This window comes from Staphylococcus sp. EG-SA-10, from assembly GCF_017151945.1.
Classification (GTDB): domain Bacteria; phylum Bacillota; class Bacilli; order Staphylococcales; family Staphylococcaceae; genus Staphylococcus; species Staphylococcus aureus.
Window position 1 is genome coordinate 339,746 of record NZ_JACVZJ010000001.1, and the last position, 12,555, is coordinate 352,300.

13 protein-coding genes and 1 pseudogene are annotated in these 12,555 nt (G+C 32.6%); 3 read left to right on the forward strand and 11 right to left on the reverse strand.

What is annotated here, in order from left to right; translation table 11 throughout:
• Positions 1–5 precede the first annotated feature (5 nt).
• The 8 genes and pseudogenes from IDG45_RS01740 to IDG45_RS01775 all read right to left on the reverse strand — a co-directional run bounded on the left by IDG45_RS01740 (position 6) and on the right by IDG45_RS01775 (position 8,952).
• Positions 6–1,499: a phytoene desaturase family protein gene (locus IDG45_RS01740; protein WP_000160465.1), complete on the reverse strand. Its 1,494-nt coding sequence runs from the start codon at positions 1,497–1,499 to the stop codon at positions 6–8.
• Positions 1,492–1,980: a glycosyl-4,4'-diaponeurosporenoate acyltransferase gene (crtO, locus tag IDG45_RS01745; protein WP_001807273.1), complete on the reverse strand. Its 489-nt coding sequence runs from the start codon at positions 1,978–1,980 to the stop codon at positions 1,492–1,494. Before crtO ends, IDG45_RS01740 begins: the two co-directional genes overlap by 8 nt.
• 174 nt (positions 1,981–2,154) lie before the next feature.
• Complete coding sequence (locus IDG45_RS01750) at positions 2,155–2,922, reverse strand: CHAP domain-containing protein (RefSeq protein ID WP_000725226.1); 768 nt, start codon at positions 2,920–2,922, stop codon at positions 2,155–2,157.
• Between the two features lie 360 nt (positions 2,923–3,282).
• Positions 3,283–5,094: an acyltransferase family protein gene (locus IDG45_RS01755; protein ID WP_000379826.1), complete on the reverse strand. Its 1,812-nt coding sequence runs from the start codon at positions 5,092–5,094 to the stop codon at positions 3,283–3,285.
• Between the two features lie 504 nt (positions 5,095–5,598).
• A pseudogene (locus tag IDG45_RS01760) lies at positions 5,599–6,087 on the reverse strand (GNAT family N-acetyltransferase).
• Positions 6,088–6,362: 275 nt separating this feature from the next.
• Positions 6,363–7,064 carry a lytic transglycosylase IsaA gene (isaA, locus tag IDG45_RS01765; RefSeq protein ID WP_000751274.1) on the reverse strand — a complete coding sequence of 234 codons (702 nt, stop codon included), beginning with the start codon at positions 7,062–7,064 and terminating at the stop codon, positions 6,363–6,365.
• Positions 7,065–7,672: 608 nt separating this feature from the next.
• A complete protein-coding gene (locus IDG45_RS01770; protein ID WP_000200684.1) occupies positions 7,673–8,728 on the reverse strand; it encodes a PTS sugar transporter subunit IIC in 1,056 nt (351 codons plus the stop codon).
• A 125-nt stretch (positions 8,729–8,853) separates the two neighbouring features.
• Entirely contained in the window at positions 8,854–8,952 is a 99-nt protein-coding gene (locus IDG45_RS01775; RefSeq protein WP_223181132.1) for a hypothetical protein, read from the reverse strand.
• Positions 8,953–9,136: 184 nt separating this feature from the next.
• Between IDG45_RS01775 and IDG45_RS01780 the strand changes: the two genes are divergently transcribed.
• The 3 genes from IDG45_RS01780 (at position 9,137) to IDG45_RS01790 (ending at position 10,854) form a co-directional block, all read left to right on the forward strand.
• Positions 9,137–9,706, forward strand: coding sequence for a TetR/AcrR family transcriptional regulator (locus tag IDG45_RS01780; RefSeq protein ID WP_072357733.1), 570 nt, complete (start codon positions 9,137–9,139; stop codon positions 9,704–9,706).
• Positions 9,707–9,903: 197 nt separating this feature from the next.
• A complete protein-coding gene (locus tag IDG45_RS01785) occupies positions 9,904–10,404 on the forward strand; it encodes a hypothetical protein (protein ID WP_014533136.1) in 501 nt (166 codons plus the stop codon).
• A gap of 219 nt (positions 10,405–10,623) precedes the next feature.
• Positions 10,624–10,854, forward strand: a complete 231-nt coding sequence (locus IDG45_RS01790) for a DUF896 domain-containing protein (RefSeq protein ID WP_000697134.1) — start codon at positions 10,624–10,626, stop codon at positions 10,852–10,854.
• 162 nt (positions 10,855–11,016) lie between these two features.
• Here IDG45_RS01790 and IDG45_RS01795 read toward each other — a convergent pair whose 3' ends face one another.
• Genes IDG45_RS01795 through IDG45_RS01805 form a run of 3 tightly spaced genes read right to left on the reverse strand, consistent with a single transcriptional unit; the run spans position 11,017 to position 12,551 of the window.
• Positions 11,017–11,394 (reverse strand): VOC family protein, encoded by a 378-nt coding sequence (locus IDG45_RS01795; protein WP_000616227.1) that lies wholly within the window; start codon positions 11,392–11,394, stop codon positions 11,017–11,019.
• A 16-nt stretch (positions 11,395–11,410) separates the two neighbouring features.
• On the reverse strand, positions 11,411–12,232 hold the full coding sequence (locus tag IDG45_RS01800) for an NmrA/HSCARG family protein (protein WP_042907895.1): 822 nt from the start codon (positions 12,230–12,232) through the stop codon (positions 11,411–11,413).
• A gap of 19 nt (positions 12,233–12,251) precedes the next feature.
• Positions 12,252–12,551: a DUF2316 family protein gene (locus IDG45_RS01805; protein WP_000055855.1), complete on the reverse strand. Its 300-nt coding sequence runs from the start codon at positions 12,549–12,551 to the stop codon at positions 12,252–12,254.
• Positions 12,552–12,555: the final 4 nt, after the last annotated feature.

Below are 12,555 nucleotides of genomic sequence, written 5' to 3' on the forward strand. Positions count from 1 at the left end.
AGATATCACTTCCTATTCTTCGCTTCTCGCGCGTTTATTTTGTCTGCGACTTGTTGCCCACTTAATGTAACCATTGGCATGCCACCACCAGGATTTACTGATCCCCCTACAAAGTACAAGTTTTCAAAATACTGACTTTCTTTAGGAAATTTAAATCCTTTGTTTTTCTTTTTATCTGCTACAACACCATATATTGCACCACGATTAGAACGATAATTTCTTTCAATATCCTCCGGTGTCCAAACATCTTCATAAATAATGTGTTTTCTTAAATCAGTGAGTCCCATTTTTTCTAATTTATCTAAAATTTTATCCCTAAACTTCGCATAATCTTCAGTTGTAAAAGGCTGATCTTGAATATATGGAATATGTGGTAAGACTTTGATATTTTCATAACCTACTGGCGCTTGTGTGTGATCAGTTTTATTCGTATTTACTAGATAAATGGTCGGATCATCTGGCAATACCTTTTCATGAAAAACTTGTTGATAATTGAGATAAGCATTTTCCGTAAAAAAGAAATTATGATGTGCTAATTGCGGGTATTGGCAAGCAACACCTAAATGCATCACATATCCTGAGCTTGCTGGCTCAAATTCCCGCTCTAATTTGTTTAATCGTTGAGTACCAAGGTGAAGTAAATATTTATAAGTAGGTATGACTTCCATATTTGAAATAATATAATCTGCCTTTACAAACTCACCTGTATCTAATCTGACACCCGTCACACGTCTTTGATATGTTTTAATATTGTCCACACGTGTACCTGTATGAATTGTGACACCTTCTTCACGCGCTAGCTTTTCCAAGGCATTGGCTAAATGATGGATTCCACCTTCTACATACCAAAGGCCTTGCTCTTGTTGCATATGGAATAACATAGATAATACTGCTGGCGCATCGTATGATGAAGAACCTACATATTTAATAAAATAGCCTAACATTTGTCGCAAGAATGGATTCGAGATACGCTTGTCTATGGCCTGTTGCATAGTATGTACATAATCATAATTAATAAGTGCATTTAATGGTCCATGAAATTTAATAATTTGAGATAGTGTATCTAAACCATAGTTAAAATACCCTTTTTCAGTAATACGATCGATTCGTCTTGTATAATTCAAATAATTTTGCAGTTCCTCTATATCCTTGTTCGACAATATCGCATTATGCTGACCTGTTTCTTTAATACCTTCATACAAATCGATAGTCGTTCCATCTGGAAAAAAGCTACGCCATTGATGTGGCAATCTCTTGATTGTAACGTAGTCTGACATTTGCTTCTTGCTATATTCGAATAATTTTTCAAAAATATAAGGCATCGTTAAAATAGATGGACCTAAATCAAAGCCAAAGCCATCTGATTCATGACGATTCACTTTGCCTCCTATATGATTATTTTGTTCATATAATGAGACCGAATAGCCACTTTGTGCCATTCGAATTGCTGCAGAAATCCCACCTAAGCCACCACCAATAACGATGATATGTTTAGTCATGACGTTCACCTCTTCGTTTTAATATGCGTAGTAACTGCGTTAATCTCGGTCGATTATAACGTTGCACAATAATGATTGGAACATTAGCTATCATTGCATAGAAAACATTTATATACTTTACTAAACGAGGTCCTTTAATGAATATGATGACTGGAAGTATCGATATCCAATGGATCAACTCTGCCCTCTTTGTCTCTATAATCATTTTTTCAATTTCATCAGTATTGATTGTCATTAAATGACGCTGATCATATATATTTCGATTAAGCTTATGACCATCTAAAATCTTATGCTTCCATTTTCTTACGTAAAACCATTTGTTCCAAAATTTTCCATGCTTCTCAAAGTTAAATGATTTAAATATTATATGCTTCTGACGAAAATACTTGTCAGGAATTCTTGTACCTAAATTTGCTATATTTAGTTGAACAATTAACCAATACATACTACAGAAAAATGCTGTTTTGATATATTTTTTCATGCTTTTCATCTAAATTGAATCACTCTCAATCATACTGACATAGTATAAATTATCATTTTATTACTTAGTTCCCTAAAGATCAGTGAATAAACCGCTCTCATTTATATTTATATAAAACAAAAACGCCAATACTCTCATGTTAGAGAATATTGACGTCATTTGATTTACATTTGATTAATGAATAAAATTATATGAACCTGCTTGGTTTGCTGAAATTGTACGAGATGTAACCACACCAGCACCATGTCCATAGTTCATTTCTGAAACACGAACAGAACCGTTGCTGTTAACGCCTTCAACGTAAGCAACATGACCGTAATAGCCTTGTGTTGTTTGCATGATAGCGCCAGCTTTTGGTGTATTGTTCACTGTATAGCCAGATGATGCAGCTGCGCTAGCCCAATTACTAGCATTGCCCCATGTTGAACCAATTTTCCCACCAACACGATCAAATACATAATAAGTACATTGTCCTGAAGTATATAAGTTACTTCCTGATGCATAACCATTAGAAATTGAACGACCATTTGAAGATGGCGCTGCAGTTGTAGTCACATGAACATTATTGCTTGTTGTGCTATAACTTGCACCTGAACCACCAGTGTAATAGTTATTTGTTGCTGTTTGGCTATTGTTTGTATAGTTATTGTATTGATATGAATGATTATAGTAGTTATTGTAAGATGCATTGTTATAACTATAAGTATTGTAGTTATTGTAATAGTATGTGTTGTTTTGCGTTAATTGACTTGGATTCCAATTTCCTGTCCAAGTGTAATGATAATTACCTTGTGCATCAATTGTATACGTATAGCTGTATGATTGAGCGTCATTAGAATTATATCCATTGTTATTTTGTTCTGCGGCTTGTGCATCATGTCCTGCAAATGCGATAGTGGCAAGTCCTGCTGTAGCGATTGTAGCTGTAACGATTTTTTTCATAATTAAATATCCTCCCAATAATCAAAACACTCTATACATATAGTCATTAGCGACTCAATTATTTTAAATTTTATATTTTTTATTTTTTTAGTATGCAAATAATTATAACTTTTATAGTTTTGCGACAAAACAAACTATAACAGAGATTAGGTACCTTGTGGTCTTTGTTATCATAATGTAATCTGTTCCTAACAAAGCATCATTGAATGTAATATACCAATTAGAATGTTCACAACACTTTTTCTGCACTGTTAACATGGGATTTGAAAATAAAAAAGCACTAAACTTTTAATGAAATACATCCTTTTTGATAATAAATATCAGAAGTAATGTAATATTTCAAAAGTTTAGTGCATCAAGTTATTTCTTATTTGTAGCATGTGTTTCCATCGTTTTTACAATCAAATCAGTCAATGCTTTACTACCTGCATATTCTAAATGTATGCCGTCATAAGCAAAGTACTCTGGATGACCTGCAGAAGCTTTATACCAATCGACTAGATGTACATTAGGACGCTTTTCAGCTGCTTCGTATATTAATTTATTTATTCTACCTTCATAATTTCTAGGTACTCTAATAGAAACTAAATATATGTCTGCTTTTCCAAAACTATCCAATAATTCATTTAATTGATCTTTCGTAAATGCCCCATTTGTACCAAGCTCTACTACAACTTTTTGACCTTTTTTAGCATAGTCTTTATATTGCGATTTCACAATTGGTGTAGCATCAACGAGTTGCCGTCCAACTTTACCATCAATTTGTGCATTTGGTATTTTCTTAGTAAAGACATTACCAATATCCACCATAACCGAGTCACCAATTAATAGTGGTGATGACTTTTTAATATCCTCTTTACTATTCGCCGTCTGCTTATCCTCTTGCTTATCTTTTTTAACGACCTTTTTCTTCGTTGTTTTAAATTCAGTCTTCTTCTCTTTCTTCTCAGCTTCATGTTGTTTACCAAGTGCATCAAATTGCCCACTGAGCACAATGATAGATGGAATCAATAATAAGATAACTAACACAGTTCTAGCAAATTGACTCTTCTTTTTAGGTAAAAATGCAAAAGCTTTAAATCCTTTTTTACGTATAGGTGTTTCAATAAAGCGATACGAAATTTCAGCCATTAACGCTGTTAACAAAATTTCTATAATATAAACGTATACCGGTATTTGTCCTTGTACGTAATAACTGTTCACAAAAACAATGATAGGATAATGCCATAAATATAAGCTATATGATCGTTTACCTATAATTAGTAAAGGTTTCATACTTAAAAATTTAGCAAATAAACTAGAAGGATGTACCGCAATCGCAATAATGAATAAAGTTGCAAATGATATAATGTAAAATCCTCCATTATATATCCATTGATCTTGGTCTCCAACTATAAAGAACAAAGTCATTAGCACCGCAAAACCAGATATCCCTATAATATCTAATGATACGACAATCTTTTTAGAAATATCTTTTTTCAAAGCAAACGGAGGCCAAATAAATGCTAATATACAACCAAGCAATAAAGTTTGCAGTCGTGTATCTGTCCCAAAATACACACGTGAATTATCTCCAGTGATAAAATGAATCACTATCATAAGTCCTAAAGAAATCAACGATACAATAAATAGCGTTTGAATAATATTTCTCGGTTTAAATCTATGTAATAAGAACGTGATAACCAATGGGAAAAGCAAGTAAAATTGTTCTTCAATGGCTAAAGACCATAAATGTTTGAGTGGTTCAATAGCAAATTGGTTAAAATAATCTACATTCTGTGAAATGTACCACCAGTTTGAAACATAGAATATAGCTGCAATAGCATCTCGTTTCATTTGTATAATCAATTCCGGTTTAAATATCAGTGTGAACGTAAGCACGACACAGATTAAAAATAACACTGCCGGAATGAGTCGTTTCAATCGTCGCTTCCAAAACTCTAGCAAATCGATTTTTTGCGTCCGATAATACTCACTTATCAACAAACTTGTTATTAAATAACCTGAAATAACGAAGAATGTATCTACTCCTAAAAAGCCCCCACTTAACCATTGTGCATTCAAGTGATAAATAATGATTCCTATAACTGCGAATGCCCTCAATCCATCTAATCCGGGTAAGTATCGCGGGGAATACATTTTTTCTAAACGTTTAAAGTCTTTTGTATCCATGTTAATAAACGCCCCATTTATTTTTCTCTATTTTGTAGCATATCACAATATTTTTGAAAATAAAATATTGCACTGATTTTCATTAATTGATTTAACCCTTAATTAAGATAGTTTTAAATTTTTTATTAAGTAGAAAACAATTATTACAATTAATTTCATTACTGCAAACCACATATAAATTTGTCGATTTTACTACATAACATAGATTATCATAGATTCTTGAATTTTTAACAAAATAACTGCTATTTTCATTATATTTTTACAAAAAAGGTTCGTTTTATATTTTATGCATCTTACTGTAACAGAATCATTAAGATATGCTATTCGGAATTTACTTTTAAAAAGTTGAATAAACTAACATGTATTGAAAATAAAGTGAAATGCAGCCTATCCTCTAATTTAAACCAGACGATATATCACGTCAGCCTTTATATTTAAACGCTATGTGTCACTTTTAAAATGAATATTACTAAGATTGTCATATCAATTATTCATTGCATTGAATTAATCTTTTAAATTTCTATAATAAAACCTATTATCTACATCTAATTTAGGAAAACTACTTGGTAAATCTCCTCGCTTAATTTCACGGAAGCCATTATTAGAATAAAAATACTGTGCACTAATAAATTTATCAATTGTTCCTAAATAAATACCATCGATATTTTGTTCTTTACATGTCATTATAACTTTATCTAAAAGTTTTTTACCTATTTTTAAATTCCTATAACCTTCATCAACAAACATTTTTTTAAGTGCAGACATATTATTATCTAGTCTAATCAAACCTATAGTACCAACAATATTTTGATGATTGTTTATTGCAAGCCAAAATTGACCTCCGTTATTCAAATAATTATGTTCGATGTTTTCCAAATCAGGTTAATCATTCCTATCAATATTTATATTAAATTCATTTTTTTGAATCGATAAAATAAATTTGATTAACTCTTCCTTATAAGACCTATTATATTCAATTATGTTTATAGCCATTTTTATCTCCTTTTTCATTTAATTTAATCATAAAATGTGCGTTTAGTTTGTATCTAGTGTACTCAGTACAGCCTCAAATGAAGTTTCATTCCACTTGGCACTTAATAAAGACAAGTATTTTAGCAGTAATACAATAAAGTCCAATAAATTTCCCTAACTTCAATATCCACTTTTTAAGAAATGTATTTTTAATTAATAAAAAAACTCTCCCCAATTTCTATGGGAAGAGCTATATATTTAATGTCTAAACATTACTTTTATTAATTATGAAGGAATTAGAATCCCCAAGCACCTAAACCTTGTGCTTTGTATGCTTTAACAGCTGCGTTGATTTGTTGGTCAACAGTGTTTGTTGGACCCCAACCTGGCATAGTTTGGAATAAACCTGAAGCACCTGATGGGTTGTAAGCATTTACTTGACCATTTGATTCACGAGCGATGATTGCAGCCCATGTAGAAGCTGAAACACCAGTACGTTGAGCCATGATTTGAGCTGCTGATGAACCAGTAGCACCTGCAGTATTACCATTGCTTAATCTCACTGAACTTGAAGTAGTTGAAGTGCTGTAGTTATGGTAAGTTGGAGCTGAAACAGCTTCAACGTTTGAGTTACTTGATTGTGCATTGTAGCTTACTGATTGTACATTTGAACCTTGGTTGTATGAAGTAGTGTAGTCAGCACCTGCAACGTTTGAGAAACCAGCAGTTTGACCATTAGCTGCTTCATAGCTCCATGACCATGTAGTACCATTTGAAGTGAAGTTATATTGGAAACCATCTTTTACAAAGTGGATGTCATATGCACCATCTTTGATTGGAGCTGCATTTAATTGATCTTGGTGATTGTGTGCTAAGTCAACTAAGTGTGCTTGATCAACGTTTACTTCAGCAGCGTGTGCTTCATGTCCTGTGCTTGCTGCGTAACCTGTTACACCTAATGCCACTGCTAATGATGATGCCATAATTGTCTTTTTCATAGTAAAAAATCCTCCAGTAATAATTGTAAGTTTATGTTTTTAGTAATTATATTTTGAATTTGAAATGTCGTAGTGCAAGTTTAAATTGTCTTTTATTTCTTTCAACGGTAATCACTATATCACAAAAAACCAGCCAGTAAATTACACTTTCTTTACAAAACATTACAATATCAAGTTTCATTTGTAATGTCGAAATATGGCTGTTTTATACTGTAATGTGAAATATGTGCCTTTTAGAATCCAATAAACCCTTGAAATAGTCTTTAACACATAAGATTTTTACTATGTTTAGCTCAACTATTACAACTTTCGTAATATTACAGATTGTATTTTTGTTACATAGCTGTAATATATCTGACATGTAACTTCTCTTATTTTCGTACATTAAACGCAATTAAAAAGCAATCAACACATATGGTTCTGCAAATGTGTTGATTGCTATTATTGTTATATATTCAAAGTTACTATGCACACATCTTTTGTGAATTGTCTTATCTTTTATAAGCACAAATAAACTACAGCTCAATTATATTGTTAAACTTTATTCTCTCAATTCACAATAACATTAAATAATTTTTGGTCTCATATTTTCAAAAAACATACTGTCCTTATCCCATGAATTTAAAAATATCATTAGTATATAAACGAAACACTTTACGATAAATGATATCTGCAAGCCAAGCTGTTACAAATGGTACAACAAAGAACGCTACTACAATTAGTAAGACACTCAACCAAGCAGAATCAACCTCCATGAATTTAAATGCATTAATCGGTCCTACCATTCCTATAAAACCAAATCCAGCTGACTCTTTCGTTCCATGAATACCTACTAATGCTGATACCAAACCTGATACAATGGCTGTCGTCAATATTGGTAACATAAGAATTGGATATTTCACCATATTAGGTATCATCATTTTAACGCCTCCAAAGAAGACGGATAACGGCACCCCTAAACGATTCACTTTACTTGTACCAATTATCAATACTGCTTCAGTCGCGGAAATACCAATTGACGCTGACCCAGCTGCTAAACCTGTAATACCTATCGCAAAGGCAATGGCCACAGTTGATAGTGGAGAAATAATAATAAGACTAAATACCATTGAAATCAAAATACTCATGACAATCGGTTGTAATTCTGTAAAACCATTAACCATATTACCGATGGCTGTTGTAATCATTTTCGTATACGGCAATATTAAAACACCAATTGCACCTGAAATACCGCCAACAACTGTTGGGAATACAATCAATGCCATACTACCTACGCGATGTTGAATAAGTAAAATGAACAACACTGCAATCGCTGCTGTAATCATTGTATTAATTAAATCACCAATACCCGTAATCATCCAAGCACCATTTTTAAACTGCGCTGCACCGCTTCCTACATATGCTGCACTTGCCACAACAGCAATTGCTAATGGCGATAGGTCAAATTTCATGGCAACCAATGCACCAATCAAAGCAGGTACTGTAAATTGAATTGCAACGACAACGCCTAATAACGTTTTAAAAATCGGATGATAATCCATAAAGTATTTAAAAATTTCTCCAAGTATCGCATTAGGAACTAAACCCGCAACAATACCTATGGCGACACCTGATAAAACTCTAAATATAAAATCTTTGGGTGTAATTGTTTTAATTGATGTCATAATATCATCCTTCCATTTATGTATATACATCTTTATGCAAATAATAAAGAGCCTTAAGTTATAAGCTCCACTAGCTTAAATTCTAAGATGTGCATGCCGATGTTGTTATATTTAGGCTAGCAGTATCATCTATAACTCAAGACTATGAAAAATAGTATATCACAAAATTCTGAATTTTTAGATAAAGAAATTGGCAATTTTTCAAACATATTGTTACAATACACTTTTATTTTATCTTCATTTTTAAAATCCATTAATATAATAGAAGAAAGACATTCAAATGCTTACCAAAAAGGTACATTATTTGTTAGGAGCGTATCAACACCTACACACAATCAACACCATTGACAACATAATAGAAGATACTGATAATAAGTGTTAAAACAACAGATGTTAGGTAGTGAACAAATGATGGAAAGTAAATCCATAGATCCAAGAATCGTTAGAACCAAACAATTGCTTGTCGATGCTTTTCTTAAAATTTCTAGAGAAAAGAAATTATCTCAAATTACAGTTAAAGATATCACTGATATTGCTACGCTAAATCGTGCAACATTTTACGCTCATTTCACTGATAAAGAAGACCTCCTAGACTACACATTGTCTGTAACCATTTTAAAAGACTTGAATGATAACTTGAACATTTCTAATGTCATTAATGAAAAGGTACTGCGTAATATTTTCATTTCAATTGCGAGTTATATCAAAGATGCTGCAAAGTCTTGCGAATTAAATAGTGAAGCATTTTGCAACAAAGCACATCAACGTATTAATAATGAATTAGAAGATATTTTTGCGATTATGTTAGAAAACAGCTATCCAGAGCATCAACGAGATATCATTGTAAATAGTGGGAGCTTTTTAGCAGCTGGTATATCAGGCTTAGCATTACATTGGTTTAACACGAGTCAAGAGACAGCCGATGTGTTTATCGATCGCAACCTTCCATTTTTAATTCATCATATAGCACATTTTTAATAAAACTTGGTATTTAGTCATGCATCTTGAAAACACTATGTGACTTAGGTTCATACTTGTACACACAATAAAATTTAACGTATTACGATTGATTAGCCGTGTCTAGGACATAAATCAACGTCTTATACTCTACAATGCCATATTGGCAGTCGTTAACTGAATGAAAATAAGCTTGTCATTAAAACATATAGATTTTAGTGACAAGCATTTTTGTTTTTGCGTACTTAAACAACACTTCAGGCAATATGTTGTTTAGGCAACAAATGATATGTGCGTGTTTATTGGCAAGCGTACGACATAGTAGTATAGTATGTCTAAGCAACACATGTCGCATAGTTGATATGCGTTGTTTAAATACTAAGATAGGAGGGATTGACGTGAGCGAGACAGATGAACCTCAGGGGTTTGAACACACGCATAACATATTAAATATTAATCAGAATAGTCAGAGTCTAATGACATTCATTAAAAGTAAATTGAAGTCGAAGTTGAAGCAACACATAATAATTGCTCGTGGTAAAAAGCGAATCGACTATCGACTGTCGTATAACTTTTACACTACGTATTATGATAATGTAGAAATCAAGAAGATCGACTGTGAATATACCTATGCTATGCCCATTGCAATTTTAATAAGACACATGATGTCATTCGACAATGCTCATTTCTTTGCTCAGCTACGTCATCCTGTCTTATAAAACAACATTGCAGACATGTATATCAAACGACACTTCAATAACATCACTTTGCCATCGTACTACTATTAAAATCGTGTCTCAAACCCCTTATTTTAATTCCAAAAATCTGCTGGTCAAAAGACCGAGAAACTAAAAACATTACTGAATGTGTTGATAAATTACCTTATAGAAATAATCTCAAAATATATCAACACTTGATTCTAAGGAGGATATGACAAGATGAAAATTTTAGATAGAATTAATGAACTTGCAAATAAAGAAAAAGTACAACCACTTACTGTAGCTGAAAAACAAGAACAACATGCATTGCGCCAAGACTACTTAAGCATGATCCGAGGACAAGTATTAACAACATTTTCCACAATAAAAGTGGTTGATCCAATCGGTCAGGATGTCACACCAGATAAAGTTTATGATCTTCGCCAACAATACGGTTATATTCAAAATTAATATTTGCTCACGAGGTATTGCACTTAAGGTGCCAACTGACCTCATAAACAAAGCCCATACTGATTGAAGACACTAATGTATCGCACCACGTCTCTTATGACATGTGCTCATTACGCTCCATCTCTGTATGGGCTTTTTATTTATTCTTTTGAGAATTTCATTTTAGCAGACCAAAAAATTAAAATGGTGTCCATCAAGATCTTTGAACATTGCACCATAAAACCCTTGGCTTACTGTTGGTTCTTGAACGACTGTGCCACCCGCTTCTTTCACTTTATTCACCAACTGGTCAACTTCTTCATTTGTGTTCACACCTAGAGAAATCATCACTTCATTTGGTTCAGTGTTAAGGCTTTGCTGACTTACATTTTGAAAATGCTTGTTTTCTATTAAAATTACGGTTGTTTGACCTATTTGAATGCCGACCATTTTATCTAACATTTGTGGGTTTCTATTTATTTTAAATCCTAACGCTTTATAAAACTGTGCGCTCTTTTCTAAATCTTGCACATGCAAATTAAACCACATTGATTGAATCATGATTGCCCCCCATTCATTACTTATTATAGTCTTGGACTTTAAGCCAATCACTTAATGATAATCTTGTTGGATTTATTTCAGCCATTAATTCAAAGTCTACTTCATAACCTTTTTCTTCCAACCATTGCTTTTCTGCAACACCACTAACAAATTCTCCTTCTATAACAGTCGATTTACCTGTCACTTCACTAAAAATTGTTGCTGCTTCACTTAATGTAACTTCATCGGAACCAATCTCTATTGATTGATGCGTAAAGCTTTGTGGATGTGCAAAAATATACGATGCAATTTTAGCTATATCAATAGAAGAAATCATTGTGAATTTTATATTCGGATTAATAAATTCTGGTAATGTAATACGTTCATCTTCGACTTTAGCAATGCATAAAAAATTATCCATAAAGAATGATGGTTTGATAATTGTTGCATTTATATTAGATTCCATTAATCTATTTTCTATTTTTGCTAGTACTTCAAAGTGTGGGCCAGTTCGATTTCGATTAACCCCTCCCGCAGTACTATACACGATATGTTGAATATTTTCTTGCTCAGCTATTTCAATTATCTTCATACCTTGTCTTAATTCTTCGTTAACATCATCTTTAACGATTGGCTGAATACTGTATAAGCCATACTTCCCTTTCATCGCTGATTGCAAACTAACATTATCACTCAGATCACCTTCAACGATTGATAAATGCGGATGTCCTAAGTCTGAAAGTTTACGGTTATTCTTATTTCTAGTTAATGCACTTACATACCATCCATCCTCTAACAACTGTTTTACAACTGCATTACCTTGCTTCCCTGTTGCGCCTATTACTAAAATATCTTTCATTTTAGATCCACTCCTCTTTTTATCTTAAAAACCAATAGTCCTCTTTTTCACCTTTTAAATACGTATATGGTTCTGGTGTTTGTCCATTTCCTTTAATATTGTCGTTTATTACATCTCTGACATCCCATACTAAATGAATAAATCGTTGTAATTGATGACTAAAAATGCCTAGTGGCGCTTTCATAGCTAACACTTTTTCCACATCTTCTGTAGTGACATTCAGTTTTTCAGCAATCATTTGAACCGATAAGGTAGATTCTTCAAAATGTGCTTGCAATTCTTCAGCTGTAATACGTCTTTGCTCTTTATTTAAAGACATACGC

Bases quoted from the DNA above. Each gene is read 5' to 3' on its own strand.
- IDG45_RS01740 (WP_000160465.1), bottom strand. From the start codon at position 1,499: ATGACTAAACATATCATCGTTATTGGTGGTGGCTTAGGTGGGATTTCT.
- crtO (WP_001807273.1), bottom strand. From the start codon at position 1,980: ATGAAAAAATATATCAAAACAGCATTTTTCTGTAGTATGTATTGGTTA.
- IDG45_RS01750 (WP_000725226.1), bottom strand. From the start codon at position 2,922: ATGAAAAAAATCGTTACAGCTACAATCGCTACAGCAGGACTTGCCACT.
- IDG45_RS01755 (WP_000379826.1), bottom strand. From the start codon at position 5,094: ATGGATACAAAAGACTTTAAACGTTTAGAAAAAATGTATTCCCCGCGA.
- isaA (WP_000751274.1), bottom strand. From the start codon at position 7,064: ATGAAAAAGACAATTATGGCATCATCATTAGCAGTGGCATTAGGTGTA.
- IDG45_RS01770 (WP_000200684.1), bottom strand. From the start codon at position 8,728: ATGACATCAATTAAAACAATTACACCCAAAGATTTTATATTTAGAGTT.
- IDG45_RS01780 (WP_072357733.1), top strand. From the start codon at position 9,137: ATGATGGAAAGTAAATCCATAGATCCAAGAATCGTTAGAACCAAACAA.
- IDG45_RS01790 (WP_000697134.1), top strand. From the start codon at position 10,624: ATGAAAATTTTAGATAGAATTAATGAACTTGCAAATAAAGAAAAAGTA.
- IDG45_RS01795 (WP_000616227.1), bottom strand. From the start codon at position 11,394: ATGATTCAATCAATGTGGTTTAATTTGCATGTGCAAGATTTAGAAAAG.
- IDG45_RS01800 (WP_042907895.1), bottom strand. From the start codon at position 12,232: ATGAAAGATATTTTAGTAATAGGCGCAACAGGGAAGCAAGGTAATGCA.
- IDG45_RS01805 (WP_000055855.1), bottom strand. From the start codon at position 12,551: ATGTCTTTAAATAAAGAGCAAAGACGTATTACAGCTGAAGAATTGCAA.